This window comes from Aeromonas salmonicida (assembly GCF_028355655.1).
Classification (GTDB): domain Bacteria; phylum Pseudomonadota; class Gammaproteobacteria; order Enterobacterales; family Aeromonadaceae; genus Aeromonas; species Aeromonas salmonicida.
Genome location: NZ_CP110645.1, coordinates 3198296 through 3213607 on the forward strand (window position 1 = coordinate 3198296; position 15312 = coordinate 3213607).

Sequence of the window (15312 nt, forward strand, 5' to 3'; positions counted from 1 at the left end):
AAATCCTGGCAAAAAAAAACGGCCATCCATGATGACCGTCGAAAGTAACGAAGGAAATAGCTGGATTGACCAGTTACCTCCCACAGCGGGAAAATCGGGAGCGCAGGCTCCTAATTCATGGGGCCTATGCTAGTGGCAGGCTGGCCAAAAAGCTTTGAAGCGGATCACAGTTGAAAAGGATTTCTGAAAACGGTTTCAATTTTTAATGCGAAGTCAGCAAAAAATTGGCCCATTCAGGGCCAATTTCATCTCATCAGGCGACAGATTCGCGACTGACCAGTTCTGCTTCGAACTTGAGCGTCAGTCCGTCAACCGGCTTGTGATCCAGCAGACGCAAGGCCAGCTCGGCCGCTCGGCCGCCCATCTCCTCGATGGGATAGCGCACTGTCGTGAGCTTGGGGTAGATGTAACGGGCATAAGGGATGTCATCAAAACCCACCACAGAGATCTGCTGCGGGATCTTGTAGCCACGCTCCAGCAGACAGGAGATGGCTCCCGCCACCATGGCGTCGTTGAAACCGAGCACGGCAGTGAATTCTACGCCCCGCTCCAGCAGCTCGCCCATGGCCACATAACCGCCGTTTTCATCGGCAAAGGCACGGCCAATCAGCGCAGGATCCAGCTCAATACCCGCCCGTTGCAGGGCGTAGCGGTAGCCCGCCATCCGCTGCAAGCCATCCACAAACTCTTCGTCATCCGAGGTCACGAAGGCAATCTTGCTATGCCCGGCATCCAGTAGATGCTGACACGCTGTGGTAATACCGGCCTGGTTATCCAGCCAGACACAGCGATCCTCTGCACCCGGTACCTGTCGGTTGATGAAGACGATGGGGGTATTGCCTGCCACCAGTTCGCTCAGCTCCTCGTCCGGCAGTGCCTTGCTGTGCAAGATCAAGGCATCGCACTGGCGCTGCAGCAGCGCCTGAATGGCATGACGCTCACGTGCCGCATCATGGTTGCCGGACATGACGATAGTGAATTTGTCCGCCTTGTCGACCATGGTCTCGATGCCGCGCATCATCTGGGCGAAAAAGGGGCCACCACACAGGTCCCCTACCAGTACGCCGATGCAGTTGGATCGCTTGCTGACCAGCGCCTGGGCAAAACTGTTGGGACGAAAATTCAGTTCCTTCATGGCCGCCAATACGGCCACACGCTTTTCTGGTGCCACTTGTGCCGTGTTGTTAATCACCCGCGACACAGTTGAAATGGACACATTGGCCAACCGAGAAACGTCTTTAATCGTTGCCACTATCAATTCCTTTGTTGGGGAAGCCTGTCTGTGTTGATCGGGCGATTATATCGAACCTGTCAGACCAAGACGTGGCGCCCGATCACCTGACAGGTTTCCTTTTGTAACAAAACCTTGTGGGATAATAACCATTTTGGGGAAGGAAAGGGAATTGGGCAGCCGCCAGGGCGGCTGCCGTCTCAATAAGCGTGACTCAGCTCGCGTTCGGACATGAAGCGCAACGGCTGTTGCAGCTTGTACTGGTAGATGAGATCGAACGACAGCACATTCTGCACATAGTTGCGCGTCTCCTTGTAGGGGATGCTCTCGACCCAGACATCCATTGGCCGATTGCGGCTCTGCTCCCGCCAGCGTTTCACCCGCCCCGGCCCGGCGTTGTAAGCCGCCGTCGCCAGAATACGGTTGCCGTCATACACATCCAGCAAGCGCTTGAGGTAGGCACTCCCCAACCTGACATTGAGGGTAGGCTCGAACAACTGCTCGGGATTGCGATAAGGCACCCCCAGCTTGCTGGCTGTCTCCTTGGCGGTACCCGGCATCAACTGCATCAGGCCGCGCGCGCCCACCGGCGATTCTGCCCGCGGGTAGAGGGCGCTCTCCTGGCGCGACACCGCATAAAGCAGGCTCATATCGACCGAGCGCTCCCGCGCCATCTGGCTGAAGGTCTGCTTGTAGGGTTTGGGAAAACGCAACTCGATCGCATCCCAGGCTTCGGCGCGGATGCTGGCCAGAATAGCCAGCTCATGCCAACCCTGATTGAGCGCTATATGACCGAACTCGATGCGCTGGGCAACCGGGTTGCGATCCATGTTGTGGACCCACTCAGCGCGCGCCGCCGTGATTTCGTTCATGTCCAGCAGCTCACGCACCCGCAGCAGGAAGGGCCAGCGGTGAGTTGCGGTACGCCAGTCAGGCACCTTGGTGCCGGCACTCTGGTTCTTGATGCGATAAGGCACGCCGGTACGCTGAGCCGCCATGAAGCCATAGAAGCCGCGCAAGTTGGCCGTTTCCAGATAGAGATCCCGCGCCGGTTTCTTCTGCCCCTGCACTTCCAGCGAGCGGGCCAGCCAGTAACGCCAGCGGTCCTCTTTCTGCAAGGCCATCGGCATGCGCTTGACCCAACCGGAGAGGCCGCGCCACTCCTGTTCCCAGATGGCAAGACGGGCTCTGAGCTCCAGCAGATCCGGGTCATCGAGCCGCACGACAGTGGCATCCACCCAACTGCGCTGGGCAATGGATCGATCCAGCAGCAGGCGACGGGCCACAGCCCGCTCCACCGGAGCCACCTCGGCAGGCGTCAAACCAAAGCGGGAGCGAGCTTGCGCAAGCTGGCGCAACACGGATTCGGGCTGCTGATTGGCATAACGGGCCAGTCCCAGTGACAGCAGTCGCCGCGAGGGCGCTGCCGTGGAAAAGTAAGCCGGATTCATCGCCCTTGCAGGCTGCTCGAACAAGGCGATCATCTGGTCTGCATAAGGCTGCATACCGCTGCCAAGTTGGGCGCCCAGATGGCGGATCAGGTTGGGGTTTTCCGCTTCAAACGCCAAGGTCATGCGGGTCCAGACCTTCTCCTGAGTGCGCAATCCGGCCTGCTGCCAGAGCTGGAACAAAGGGGCACAGGCATCGGGACGGGATTGGCCGCTCAACCAGAGCTTGCCAGCCTCCTGCAAGGCCTGGGTCTGCTGTCCCGTGTAGTAGCGGGCCTGATAGTGCATGCAGAGCAGATCGGTGGAACTCGGCTTGGCCGGGTAGAAGCGCAGAAACTGGGACCACTGCTGGCTCAGGGCCAGATGGGTCAGGTAGCTGCGCTCCAGGCGATTGGATTGCGGCGTATCGCCGTGTTCGCGAATGAAACGGGTTACTTTGTCATAGTCTGCCGCCCCGGGCCGAAAGGCCAACTGGTAATAATCCAGATAGGGCAACAGCGGATAATGGGTCAAACGGGCACGAATTTGCTGGAAACGAGCCTGATCGTTGGCACGTACCGCGTCATAAGCCTGACGATAGAGGGACTGATCCATTGTCTGTGCCGCGACTGGCATCAGAAGTCCTGGCACGAACAGCGCCGATAATATGATTCCCTGCACGGCTTTCACCAAAGACGTCTCCATTGAGCAGCAATGCCACCGCCCGCTGGCGGTGGTGTCATGTCCACTCATTCTACCCGTTAACATCAAGGGCTACAGCTCGCCCACGATACTATTTTTCTGCCACCACACAGGTATTGTCGTTGTGGGTCAGACGCCGGACATAGCGCTCCAGATAGGGCACAGGCAGCGGCTTGGAGGCGAGGTAACCCTGATAGAAATGGCAGCCCTGAGCTTGCAGGAACTCCAGCTGCTGGCGGGATTCCACCCCCTCTGCCGTCACGTTGAACCCCATGTGACGCGCCATGGCGATGACGGCCTCGACGATGGCCATGTTGTCGCCATCCTTGGGAATGTCCTGAATGAAGGAGCGGTCGATCTTGAGCTCATCGGCCGGCAGCCGTTTCAGGTAACTCAGAGAGGAGTAGCCGGCACCGAAGTCATCGATGGCGAAGCTGATGCCAATGGCCTTGAGCTCACTCATCTTGCTGATGGTGTCTTCCGCATGCCCAAGCACCACCGACTCCGTGATCTCCAGATTCAGGCAGGCGGGGTCCATGCCGGTAGCCGCCAGTACGTCGTGAATGCATTCGACAAAATCGGTGGCATGGAACTGCTTGGCACTCACATTGACCGACAGCTGGGGGATATGGATGCCGTTTTCCTCCCACAGCACATACTGGGCGCACGCCTCGTGCAGCACCCAGTTGCCGATGTCGACGATGAGATCCGTCTCCTCGGCGATGGGAATGAACTCGGCGGGTGAGACCAGTGCCCTCCCCGGCGGTTGCCAGCGGATCAGCGCCTCAACGCCTATGATATCGCCTCCTTCCACCATGTGCTGAGGCTGGTAATAGAGCGTCAGCTCCTGCTGGCTCAAGGCATTGCGCAATTCGTTATGAATGAGCAAGCGACGATCCGCCTGTTGCTGCATGGAGGCATCGAAGAAGCGCCGGGTCTTGCGGCCCGCCGACTTGGCCTGATACATGGCGGTATCAGCCTGCTTGAGCAAGTCATCCACCCCCTGCTCACGCCCAGGAAAGAGGGTAATACCGACGCTGGCACCTATGTGCAGCACCTGCACACCATGGTTGTAAGGCGCAGCAATCTCGCTGATGAGCCGCTCGGCGATGAGGTCGGCCTGCATCTCCGCCTGAGGCGGGCTGGCCGAGAGCGAGGGCAGCAGCAGCACGAACTCGTCACCGCCGAGTCTGGCCAGGCAGTCCCCCTGACGCACCAATCGCTTGAGGCGGCTGGATACCTCCTTGAGCAACCAGTCGCCGGTAGCGTGACCGAGGGAGTCGTTGATGGTCTTGAAGTGATCCAGATCGATGAACAACAGGGCCCCGATCAGGTTGTCACGGCTCGCTTCGCTGAATGCCTGAGCCAGGGTTTCGTGCAACTGGCGGCGATTGGGCAGGCCGGTCAGCTCGTCGTAGTAGGCAAGATCCTGAATGCGGCGCTCAGCCGCTTTGCGCTCAGAGATGTCTTCGAAGCAGATGACGAAATGGCTGATAACGCCTTTGTCATCCTGCACAGGCGTGACGATTTCCCACTGGGGATAGGTGTGACCATCGAGGTGCAGGCGCTGAGTCTCCCCCTGCCAGCGGTTGAGGGTATTGAGCTCGTAGCCAAGGCCATCAAGCCCTGACCAAAGCTCATTGCCCAAATGCAGACCTATCACCCGCTGGCTGTCAAAACCGGTGATCTGGCTGAAGGCATGGTTGACCCGCAGGATCTTGAAATCAGGATCCGTGATGATGATGCCTTCATGAGTTTCAAACGCCACCGCAGAGAGCCGCAACTGGGCGTCGCTCTGCAGCCGCTCCAACTCGGCCACCATACGCACGGAGAAGATAGTCAACACTGAGCCCAGATTGGGGATCTCAATCTCGCCGGAGAAAAGCAGGGCCAGATGACCCAGGATCTGGCCATTTCGGTCAAACAGCGGCTGGGCGTAATAACGCTGCCCCGCCTTTAGCTGGGGGTTGAGCTGACAATGAGATTCAATGGTGACCACGCAGGCTTCACCGCACCGATAAACCTGCTGACAGGGCATGCCAGCGAGCTCGTACTCCTTGAGGTCGATGCCGTGACAGGCCAGCACCTTGAGGCGATCGCTGCCGGTGCGCTCTGCCAGCCAGACCGCATCCGCAACCAGAATATGGGCAAGCTGATTGACCAGGGTATCGAAAAAATCGAGCCCTGTTCTGGCGGAAAGGGCCTGGGCCAGCTGGGCCAGCAGGGGGTCTTGCAACAGAGGAAGCTGCTGGGATAACTCGGCAGGCAAGGGGGTGCTGCGGGTGGTATCGAGCGGTGCAAGCCAGCCACAGCAAACCTGCTGGGCGGGGATGTACTGGCCGCTCCAGAGCACGTGGCGTACGCTCCCCTCTTCATCGTTCAAATGGCCGATAAACTGGGCCGGTTGGTGCGAGTGATAGAGTCTGGAGAGAAAATCGGAGAATCCGGGTTCATCATCTGCTGCCAGCTGACCGGCCCAGGGGTGTGCGCCCTCCCCTTGCCAAAGCTGGTAAGAGGCATGATCGGACAGGCTCCACTGCTCCTGTTGTCGATCATAAAACCACATCATTTGAGTGGCTTGCTGTTTCATGTACTACTCCAACACCACAACAACCACGTTCAATGCCCGAATAACTTGATAGCGCCCACATTCACAGGTCGCACTACGGCATGACGAGGTGCGGCGGGAAGTGCGAAAGATGCGAGACTAAGCGGTGGAAACCGGACATGAGGTCGACATGCGGCGCTGCCAAGAAGGGACAGAAACGATCCAAGTTTTCCCATACTGCCTGCCTGTTTCATGGAGCTCAAGCGCTTTTTGGTGCAGAACGGGAAAAGATCACAATTTATATGTCCCGTGATAGTAAAGGGCTCATTTCGTGACCCAGATCACATTTCATTATTCCCCCATGAGTAATCTGAAGGTGAAGACACAAGCAAGACGACCCGAAGGGGGCCAATATGAAAATCGAAATTACCAGCAAAATCATCGACATTACCCCGGCTATCCGCGAGCGCATTGAATCCCGCTTTGAAAAGCTCGAACGTCTTCAGGTGCCTCTCATCACACCTCATGTGATTGTCTCCAAAGAGCGTCTGATGTTCATCATTGAAGCCACTGCTGGCATCCCCAACGGCAAACTGTTTGCCCAGGCAGAACACGAGGATCTCTACGCCGCCATCACTGAACTGGGGCAAAAGCTGGAGCGTCAGCTCACCCGTCACATCGAAAAACCCATTGCCCGTCGGGCGGCGGCCAGTGCCAAGGAAATTCCCCAGCCGGACGAAGCCGACGCATAATCCGCAATCACATCACACCAATTCGAATTCAAAGGCGGGATCTTCCCGCCTTTTTGCATGCTGACTGTTGTACTATCCCCTTCATGCTTGTGCCGCTGTCCTCAACTTAACCAGTGCAAGCGCGTATCCACCCCTTCTTGCAGTGCATTGAGGACTGGCAACATGAGCAAGGGATCGTCACGCCTTGGTTGATCCGCCAGCTTGTGCTGCCAGCGCTCGCGACCCAGGGGCGAGAGGTTGTCATAGACGGCAGGATCCAGCGCAGCTTGCGGGCCGAGCAAAGGCGGTGATCGCAGCGCCAGCCACAGCCTCACATCCACCATGGATCCCCCCTGCTGCAACCGCTCATTGAGGTGCGCAGAGCCCCCATCATCCTCGCCTCCTTGCAAGGGGGTTACGGCCGGTAGTTCAAAATGGCTGCGCCAGACCCGGGTATCTGGCTTGGAAACCCGCACCGGATCGAACCAGGGCTGCTCTTCCACAGCATCGGTCAGCAGGGCCAGGTGCAGACGAAAGTCGGCCCTGTCTCCGTGCTGGAGATCACGGTTGAGACGCTGCCCCAGCTGGGCCTCGTCAACCAACAGCTGATCACGAATCGCGCTGGGTAACATGAGATAACTCTTGGAAATAGTGGTTTCATTGCTTATCGGCCGCAAATCGGATCCTTTGAGCAGGAAAAATCCCGCCAAGGGGTTCACAACGACAGAAGATCTGTTAGTATGCGCCTCGCACTTGTGGAGGGGTTCCCGAGCGGCCAAAGGGATCAGACTGTAAATCTGACGGCTCTGCCTTCGAAGGTTCGAATCCTTCTCCCTCCACCATTTCAAGTGCAGCCAGTACGCAAGTCAGGCCAATAAAAGTATGCAATACCCCGTGGAGGGGTTCCCGAGCGGCCAAAGGGATCAGACTGTAAATCTGACGGCTCTGCCTTCGAAGGTTCGAATCCTTCTCCCTCCACCACTCTTCAGAAAACCCGGCCTGGCGCCGGGTTTTCGCATTTCTGGCCATCAGGATGTCGTGTGACCCACCATCACACTGCCCCATGAAAACGGGAGGCCAAGGCCTCCCGTTTTTGCATCCCCCTGCCCTACAGGGTGAAGCGGTAGAAGATGTCCACCGCCTGAGCGACGCCGCTCATGGCCTGCAGATAGAGTCTGGGCATCAGCTCGTAACGCAGCTTGAACTCGGCGATGGGGCTGAACACGCCGACCCCGTACTGGAACTGCAAACCGGGCAACAGGTAGGCCGACAGGGTCACCTGAGTGTTGTTGCCACTGCCGGCGGTATCGAGCGCCACATCGCTCATGCCGAGGGATTCCCCCAGGCTGGAGACCACGCCATTGGCCTGGCTGACGGCACCGGCCACCAGCAGGCCGTTGAAACCGCCATCTTCACCACTGGTCTGCAGGCCCTTGCCGCGCAGCAGATAGGAGAGCTGTTCGGATTGTGCCATCTGCGGCTCGGAATAGACGGTGATCTTGGGCTTGCTCGCCGGCCCGGTCACCCGCACCCCGACCGTCACCTTGTCCTCTATGGTATCCGGATCCCGATAGGCCTCTATGTTGAGGAAAGGTCGATCGAGCGGGCCGGAGAAGAGGATGCGGCCATCCTTGATGATGAGGTTCTGACCATAGGCCTTGAACCGGCCATCGTTGAGCACCAGCTGACCGTTGCCCGCCAGTGGCCGGGAAGGCTCCTGGCTGATATTGATGCCACCGCCTACCCGGGTTTTGAGCCCCATGGCCTCCAGCCGAACGTCGTCCCCGAGCCGAACGGCCAGCTTGATTGCCATCGGCAGTGGCGCCGCCTTGGGCACAGGCGGCAGGTCGTCATAGATCACAGTCACATCGTCGGAGACAGAGACAGCACTCTCCGGCAGGCTCTTGACCAGGATCCGAGCCCAGGGAATATCGACCTGACCACTGACCCGGGTCTCCTCTCCCAGCGAGATGGCGATGTCGGGGGAGAGCCGCACCCGTCCCATGCCCGGATACTGGGCTTCCAGTTCCTTGCCCTGAATGGTGAGACTGCCCGTCACCGGCATGCTGGCCCAGCTCAGCCAGCCACCCAGCGCCAGCGGGCCCTTGCCCACCAGCATGGTACCGTCGAGCTCGGCCCGGTTGCCTTCTATCTTGAGGTGGGTCACCAGCTTGGAGAGGGTCACCATGTCGGAGTGGGTCTGCACCTCTCCATCAAGCAGGTTGAGCTGACCGAACAGCAGAGGGGACGCCAGTGTGCCATCGAAGCGGGCATCGGCCGAGATGACCCCCTGCAGGGAGCGCACCTCGGGAATGAGGGGTGCAAACGTCGTCAGCTTGAGGTCATCAAACTTGAGCTGGCCCGACAGAGTGCCACGACCGGCCGGATCCTTGATCAGCAGATCGGTATCGATATGACCTATCTGTTTGGAGACGAAGTCGAGCCGGATCGCCGCCTGCTGGCGTTCAAAGTCCACCCCCAGTTCGAGGCGCTGATAATCGGTCTTGAGCCCGTCAGCCACGAAGGTGCCCGGTGTGGTGCGCACATTGGCATGCAGTGTCGGCTGATTGCCACGCCAGCTGGCGCGACCATCCGCTGAGAGCACCGCCTGCCAGCGGAAGTTTTCCGGCAGCCAGGGACGCAGGCGCTTGAGATCAAACTCGCTTAGGGCAAACTCCAGGCTTCCTTGCTGGGCCGAGACCTGGCTCCCCTTGACGCAGAGGCTGGCCCCCTGGGAGGTCAGGCAGAGATCCCCCATGGTCAGCCGCTGGCGTGGCAGATCGAGATCAAGGGCCCAGGGGTCGGTCAGCTCCCAGCGCCGCAACGGCGTCTTCAGCTTGAGCTCCGACAAGGCACCACGCCAGCGATCTCCGCGCAGCCCGCCGCTCAGGTTGAGGTTGGCCGCAACCGGATCGCCCTTCATGGTCAGACTCAGCACATGTTGGTTGAGGTCGCCACTGAGCGTCAGGGCCAGCTGACTGAGGGTGGTTTTTCCCTGCACCAGACTCGCCACCGTCAGCGCCAGTTCACCGGCCGGCTTGTCACCGACCAGGGCATTGCCCTTGATGGCGATCCCTTTCAGATCCGTGCCCGCATAATAGAGACGGCTGGAGACCAGTTCAGTAGTGACCCGCGGCGCTTTCTGATTACCGGTCAGACGCACCTGTCCCTTTATGTCCCCTTTCAGGCCAGGATAGAGCCCCGTCAGATTGGGGGCATCGAGATCCGCATCCAGTCGCCACGCCTGCTGGCTGAGGCTGCCCTTGGCCTGCAACCGGTTGGGACCGCTTTGCAGCGCGAGAGCCGGGATCTGCCACTCCATCTTGTCGTTGCCGCTGAGCTCGCCCTGGATGGCGAGCGGATACTGATTAAGCTTGCCCTCGACTTTCAGCTCGGGCAGTTGCAACTGCCAGTGACCCGCCTCGCTCAGCTCGAAACGACTGACTATCTTGCCCGCCAGCTTGCCCTTGAGTTCAGGCACCAGTTCGGCGGGATTGATCTCCTTGAATTCGGTGGTGCCCTGCCAGCGAACCCCCTTGTTCCAGGCCAGCTTGCCATCGAGCTTGAGCTCCCCCTTCAGGGCGTTGAGCAGCAGGTTTATCTGGTTGAGTTGTTCCAGATCCCCCTTGCCCGTCAGCGCCAGCTTGAAGGGGGGCACATCCGTGCCTTTGCCGGCGGTATTCAAGGCAAATTGGTAGGCAGAGAGCTTGCCCTTGGCGGTCAGGCTGCCCTTGTCCAGCTGATAGCCGGGCTCGTCCTTGGCTGCTTGTTTGGTGACGGTGTGCAGGGGCCAGCCGAGGCGCTTCCACTCCAGCGCCAGGTCAAACGGCAAGTCAGGGTTGAGGGGGGCCAATGACCCCTTGAGGTTGGCGGCCACAGGCCCCTTGGCTTGCAGTGCCAGCGCCAGCTTGCCCACTGAGCCACCCAGGGTCAGGGTCGCCTGCTCCCCTTTCAGTTCACCATCCAGCAATCCCTTGCGGGCTTTGGCATCCAGGGTCAACGCCAGCGGATAATCCTCGGTCAGCCGGACATGGCCCTTGAGCGCCAGATCCGCCATGGCATGGCGCATGGAGAGCTCGCGCACCTCGATGCGCTCCTCTTTTGCCGTGGCCGACAACCGCAGAAAATCGAGCCCTTCGATCAGCTCGCCTTGCTGGTAGTGCAGCTTGGTGGCATGCAAACCTTCCAGCTGGATCGGGAATGGCAAGTGAATGGCAGGCAAGGTTATGGGGGCTGTCTGCTCTGCCTTGCCCTTGCCCGCCTGCTGCGCCTTGGCGCTCAGCATGGGTTGGGTGGCGGCCTTGTCTGCAGTCGCCTTGTCTTTGCTCGCTTTCTCCCTGGCAGCCTTGTCGGCAGCTGGCTTGGCTGCATTGGCAGGCGGTGTCTCGGCCAGAATCACGCTCAGGCCATCGAGCACGGGCCCACGCACTATGAGCCCCTTGCGATTGAGGGAGGCACCGATATCCAGCGACGTGAGGGTTACCGCGACCCCGGGTACCGCCAGATCCAGATCTGCCACCTTGAGGCTGTCGATCTGAATTTTCAGCGGCAAGGGCCGCCAGACAAAAGGCTCCGATGGTGTTTCCGGTGTCGGTTCAGACTCGGCAACCTTCACCACGGGATGGGTAACCGACAGGGATTTTATCCAGAGCTTGCCCTGCAGCAGCTTGCCAAGATCCCAGTCGAGCACGGCCCGATCCACAGTGACATCCACCAGTTCATCCTGCCAGCCGACCCCTTCCAGGGTCCAGCCGTAGCCCAGTTGACCAGCCACCAGATCCCCCTTGAGAGAAGGCAGCGCAGCCCTGGCCTGCAACCACAGCCACTTGTTGCCCTGGTGGGTGAACCCCAGCAGGCTGACGCCGATGAGCAGCAAGAAGACCAGCCCCATCAGCCAGAGAAAAATGCGTTTTACCCAGATCACAATGCAGACCCCCGCGAAACATGCAGCCGCAGCGGCCAAAGAAACGTGCGTTCAAACGAAATCATAATTCAGGCCCCAGCGCGAAATGCAGCCGCAGCGGCTTGTCTTCCTCGGAAATACCCACCGCCAGATCGAGCCTGACCTGACCTATGGGGGTCACCCAGCGCACACCTACACCGGTTCCTATCTTCCAGGCTTCGCTGTAATCCTCGGTCGCCGTGCCGCCATCTACGAACAGGGCGCCGAGCCACTTGTCGCTGAACCGGTAGTTGTATTCGGCACTGGCGGCGCTCACGTAGCGTCCCCCCAGCAACTTGCCATCACTGTCTCGCGGCGAGATGGTCTCATAGCCGTAGCCACGTACCGTCTGATCGCCCCCGGTAAAGAAGCGCAAGGAGGGGGGTACCAGCGAGAAGCTGTCCCCTATGATGGCGCCCTGCTCGGCCCGCAGCAGGAAGCGGTGATCATCCCCCAAAGTGCGCAGCCACTTGCTGCGGCCCCACACCCGCATGAAGCTGATATCCGATCCCCAGTAAGGGTCGGAAAACTCCAGGGTCAGTTGCTGGCGATCACCCCAGTCCGGTACCAGACCGCCGCGCACCCGCAGCCGCGACCAGGAGACACCGGGAATGAGCAGCAAGCTGTTCCCTTCATCCTTGCCCTGCACATAGCTTTCGTTTTCAAGCCGGATGAAGACGTCGCGGTCCCATGTCTCCGGACGCCGCGTCCAGCGGTGGACGCTGAAGGTGGCGAGATCGGAGCGGGTGTCATTGTTGTTGGTATAGCGATAACCGGTTTGCAGGGAGTAATAATCCCGCAGCGGGTTGCCCACCGGGATCTGGTAATCGAAGCTGAGATCGGCCTGAGGGGCGGAGACATTGGCTGTCGCGTTGAGGCGGTGACCATAGCGGTTGACCCAGGGCTTCTCCCAGGTGGCACTCATGCGCGGGCCCACGTCGGTGGCAAAGCCGACACCCGTCTCTATCTCGTGGTCAACCCGGTTGGACAAGGTGACTTGCACAGGTACACGGTTGCCCTCGGCCTGACTGATCATGGGCTTGATATCCACCTGCTTGAACAGCTTGGTGGAGGAGACATCCTGCGACATCTCGGCCATCCGGATCGCCAGATAAGGGTCGCCACGCTTGATGTTGATGAGCGGTCGAATGAGGCGCAGCGCCTCCGGAGTGGCGTCGTAGTGGATCTCGCCAAAGTGATAGCGGGGGCCGGAGCGGAACAGAATGAAGATTTCGGCCGTGCCCTGATCCGGGAACACCTTGACCTGGCTCTTGCTGATCTTGGCATCGAAATAGCCCCGGGCCAGCCCTAGGTTACCCAGATCCGCCTTGATGGATTCGTACTTGCCGTGGTTGAGGGCATCGCCCTCTTTCAAGGGCAGCTTGTCCAGCAGCTCGCTGTAAACCTCGTCGCTGCCCGCGTCCCCTTCCAGCAAAATATCGAGGCGAGAGATGATGACAGGCTTGCCCGGATCCACCTCTATCACCACCCTGGAGGGAGCCTGCTTGTCGCGACTCAGGGTGATCTTGGGCTGATAGTAGCCATAGACCTGCAAGGCTTTTTGCACGCTCTCGGTGATCTTGGCGCGCGCGGGGCGGAACTGGCGTTCCTGATAGACAGGCAGGGCATTGAGGTAGGCTTCAACGTTGCTCTTGTTATCCCCTCTCAGACCCTTGATCTGATAGGTGAGCTTGGCCGCCATGGCGGGCGTGACAACCAGCAGCAGACATAGGCTCAGGCCAAGTGCGCGAAGCCCGCGACGGAACGCCCGTCCGGGCGGTGAGATCCCTGCTGGCAGGGGCGGATTGCATCCTGTCAAACGTCAATTTCCCCGAAGAACATGATTAAAATAATGCAGTATTCAGAACGATAATGAGGCTCACTCGATGGCAAGCGCGCCTCATCCTAGCATATCCCCAGCCCAACATCAGAGCGGGGTGGCATTGAAATTCACCATATTATTGAAGCCTTTGCCGACCGGGTGACCCCCTTTACCCCCGCGCCGGCCACGCTGACCTGCGCCATTGCGGGTAAAAAGGGGAATTCCTCGCCCGTCAGGCCATGAAGTACCGCCTCAACGACGGCGATTCACGCCAGGAGCCCACTCTCAAGGCGCTCCGGATGATGCGACATCCATTGTCGGCAAACGGTCAAAATGACATCACCACCCTCATGGCCTGCCCCCAAACACTGGCCCTGGCGTCCCCCTCCCTTGAAGACATGTCTATTTAGACGATATAAATCAATTGGTTGAGTAACAATAATCAAAGCCTCGTTCACCTCAATCGATTTATCCCGCTGCCACCTTGCCTCTCCCTCCACCACACTGGGTCTATCAACAAAGGGACGCACATCATCTTCGCCAGCCTTGGCGTTATTCATTGAGGGGACACATCATGCATGCACGTAGCGAACAGATGGCTGACTATATTGCCGATCGTCTCGAGTTCATCACTTTTCTCGCCTGTTGCAGCGCCATGCTGGCCTTGCTGACGGGCATGAACGGCCAGCAGGCGCTGGCCTTTACCGCGCTCAATCTGCCGTTCGGGCTCGCCATTTTACTGGGGCTAGCCATGCTGGCACCGCTGCCGGCACACTGGCGCCTGCCGGGTGTCACCCTGCTGCTGGCAGGCAGTGCGCTAGCCACCCTGCAACTGGGTGGCAACTGGCTCAACCCCCTGGCCATCTGGAGCCTGCATGCCCTGCTGGGCCTGGAGATACTGTGGCAATCACGCCCAAGGGCGCATCTGACGGCTCACCTGCGTGGCTAATGCCAGAGTCCGGCTGACGTGTGCGATGAATTGGGGTAATCTTGCGCCCCGATTTGCCATCCGCCGAGGAGCACCCGAATGAAGAAAGCCTGTGCCCAGCACATCCTGGTCAAGACCGAGAAGCAGTGTCTGGAGATCAAGGAGAAACTTGCCAAGGGAGCCGACTTTGGCCAGATGGCCAAGCGCTTCTCCACCTGCGCCTCATCCAAGCGCTCGGGGGATCTGGGGGAATTTTCGAAGGGTGACATGGTCAAGCCGTTTGACGATGCCGTGTTCAAGGGTGAGTTGCTGACCGTACTCGGCCCTGTGCGCACCAAGTTCGGCTTTCACCTCATCAAGGTGCTATACCGCAACTGAGCGCTCGTAAACTGATGGCTCAGAGCTCGGGTGACAACACCAGGGGCCAACCGCCGCACCGGCGGGCATAGAAGCCAAAGCGCCAAGGATGGCGTTGTGCCCAGTTATCCATCTCGGGTGCCGGCGTGAACCGGCTGTCCGGCCAGAGCGATACCCGGCTAGCCCGACCATGCAGGGCCTGCCAGCGGGTCAGGCTGATGTCAGCCAGACGCCATTGAAAATCATCTCTTGGCAACAGCACAGGGGCAAATGCCTGACCACGGTTGCAATATTGTCCGCCCCCATCATTGCCATCCACCAGTTGCCAGAAAATGTTGAGCAGATCCCCATATCCCACCAAAGCCGGATCGTATTCGATGCGTACCGCCTGACGCCGCATCGCCCTCTTTTCAGCGTCCGGGTTTCCTTTCGGCTCGGGTGTGACATAACCGGGCTCGACCCGGGTCACGCCGGGCACGGCTTCATAAATGATCTCGGCGCGCCACATGTCCCCCGCCGCCATGACAGCCGTGTCCGCCCAGAGCGGTGTGCTTTGGAAAAGCAGCAGGATTGAGATAAATTTACTAACGTTATCAGTCAATTAAGTTTATCCTTCTGGGCACA

General features: G+C 59.4%; 11 protein-coding genes and 2 tRNA genes. 5 read left to right on the forward strand and 8 right to left on the reverse strand.

All coding sequences use genetic code 11. The features are described from left to right. Positions 1-253: 253 nt before the first annotated feature. The 3 genes from ONZ54_RS14975 to ONZ54_RS14985 all read right to left on the reverse strand — a co-directional run bounded on the left by ONZ54_RS14975 (position 254) and on the right by ONZ54_RS14985 (position 5950). Complete coding sequence (locus ONZ54_RS14975; protein ID WP_034523272.1) at positions 254-1252, reverse strand: LacI family DNA-binding transcriptional regulator; 999 nt, start codon at positions 1250-1252, stop codon at positions 254-256. Between the two features lie 179 nt (positions 1253-1431). Then, positions 1432-3348 (reverse strand): transglycosylase SLT domain-containing protein, encoded by a 1917-nt coding sequence (locus ONZ54_RS14980; protein ID WP_271788291.1) that lies wholly within the window; start codon positions 3346-3348, stop codon positions 1432-1434. A gap of 103 nt (positions 3349-3451) precedes the next feature. Then, the gene (locus tag ONZ54_RS14985) at positions 3452-5950 is read right to left on the reverse strand and encodes a putative bifunctional diguanylate cyclase/phosphodiesterase (RefSeq protein WP_271786548.1); all 2499 of its coding nucleotides are present in this window, start codon (positions 5948-5950) and stop codon (positions 3452-3454) included. A gap of 371 nt (positions 5951-6321) precedes the next feature. Between ONZ54_RS14985 and hpf the strand changes: the two genes are divergently transcribed. Continuing rightward, entirely contained in the window at positions 6322-6660 is a 339-nt protein-coding gene (gene hpf, locus ONZ54_RS14990; RefSeq protein ID WP_005309768.1) for a ribosome hibernation-promoting factor, HPF/YfiA family, read from the forward strand. Positions 6661-6761: 101 nt separating this feature from the next. On the opposite strand, the gene ONZ54_RS14995 is transcribed toward hpf, so the two are convergent. Further along, complete coding sequence (locus ONZ54_RS14995; RefSeq protein ID WP_005309766.1) at positions 6762-7271, reverse strand: VC2046/SO_2500 family protein; 510 nt, start codon at positions 7269-7271, stop codon at positions 6762-6764. Between the two features lie 125 nt (positions 7272-7396). Between ONZ54_RS14995 and ONZ54_RS15000 the strand changes: the two genes are divergently transcribed. Then, positions 7397-7481 (forward strand) — tRNA-Tyr (locus ONZ54_RS15000). Between the two features lie 54 nt (positions 7482-7535). Then, a tRNA-Tyr gene (locus ONZ54_RS15005) sits at positions 7536-7620 on the forward strand. Between the two features lie 127 nt (positions 7621-7747). Here the strand turns inward: ONZ54_RS15005 and tamB are convergent. From tamB to ONZ54_RS15020, 3 genes are all read right to left on the reverse strand, one after another. After that, complete coding sequence (tamB, locus tag ONZ54_RS15010; protein WP_271786549.1) at positions 7748-11563, reverse strand: autotransporter assembly complex protein TamB; 3816 nt, start codon at positions 11561-11563, stop codon at positions 7748-7750. Positions 11564-11624: 61 nt separating this feature from the next. Beyond that, positions 11625-13400: an autotransporter assembly complex protein TamA gene (gene tamA / locus ONZ54_RS15015; RefSeq protein WP_271786550.1), complete on the reverse strand. Its 1776-nt coding sequence runs from the start codon at positions 13398-13400 to the stop codon at positions 11625-11627. 269 nt (positions 13401-13669) lie between these two features. Further along, entirely contained in the window at positions 13670-13963 is a 294-nt protein-coding gene (locus ONZ54_RS15020; RefSeq protein ID WP_256688060.1) for a hypothetical protein, read from the reverse strand. 14 nt (positions 13964-13977) lie between these two features. Between ONZ54_RS15020 and ONZ54_RS15025 the strand changes: the two genes are divergently transcribed. Both ONZ54_RS15025 and ONZ54_RS15030 read left to right on the forward strand, forming a co-directional pair. Further along, positions 13978-14352 carry a hypothetical protein gene (locus ONZ54_RS15025; protein ID WP_005309754.1) on the forward strand — a complete coding sequence of 125 codons (375 nt, stop codon included), beginning with the start codon at positions 13978-13980 and terminating at the stop codon, positions 14350-14352. Between the two features lie 78 nt (positions 14353-14430). Continuing rightward, entirely contained in the window at positions 14431-14709 is a 279-nt protein-coding gene (locus tag ONZ54_RS15030; RefSeq protein WP_005309750.1) for a peptidylprolyl isomerase, read from the forward strand. A 19-nt stretch (positions 14710-14728) separates the two neighbouring features. Here ONZ54_RS15030 and ONZ54_RS15035 read toward each other — a convergent pair whose 3' ends face one another. Further along, positions 14729-15289, reverse strand: a complete 561-nt coding sequence (locus ONZ54_RS15035; RefSeq protein ID WP_271786551.1) for a peptide-methionine (S)-S-oxide reductase — start codon at positions 15287-15289, stop codon at positions 14729-14731. Positions 15290-15312 lie beyond the last annotated feature (23 nt).

Coding starts and splice junctions, on each gene's coding strand:
- ONZ54_RS14985 (WP_271786548.1), bottom strand. CDS start 5,950: ATGAAACAGCAAGCCACTCAAATGATGTGGTTTTATGATCGACAACAG.
- hpf (WP_005309768.1), top strand. CDS start 6,322: ATGAAAATCGAAATTACCAGCAAAATCATCGACATTACCCCGGCTATC.
- ONZ54_RS14995 (WP_005309766.1), bottom strand. CDS start 7,271: ATGTTACCCAGCGCGATTCGTGATCAGCTGTTGGTTGACGAGGCCCAG.
- ONZ54_RS15020 (WP_256688060.1), bottom strand. CDS start 13,963: ATGAATAACGCCAAGGCTGGCGAAGATGATGTGCGTCCCTTTGTTGAT.
- ONZ54_RS15025 (WP_005309754.1), top strand. CDS start 13,978: ATGCATGCACGTAGCGAACAGATGGCTGACTATATTGCCGATCGTCTC.
- ONZ54_RS15030 (WP_005309750.1), top strand. CDS start 14,431: ATGAAGAAAGCCTGTGCCCAGCACATCCTGGTCAAGACCGAGAAGCAG.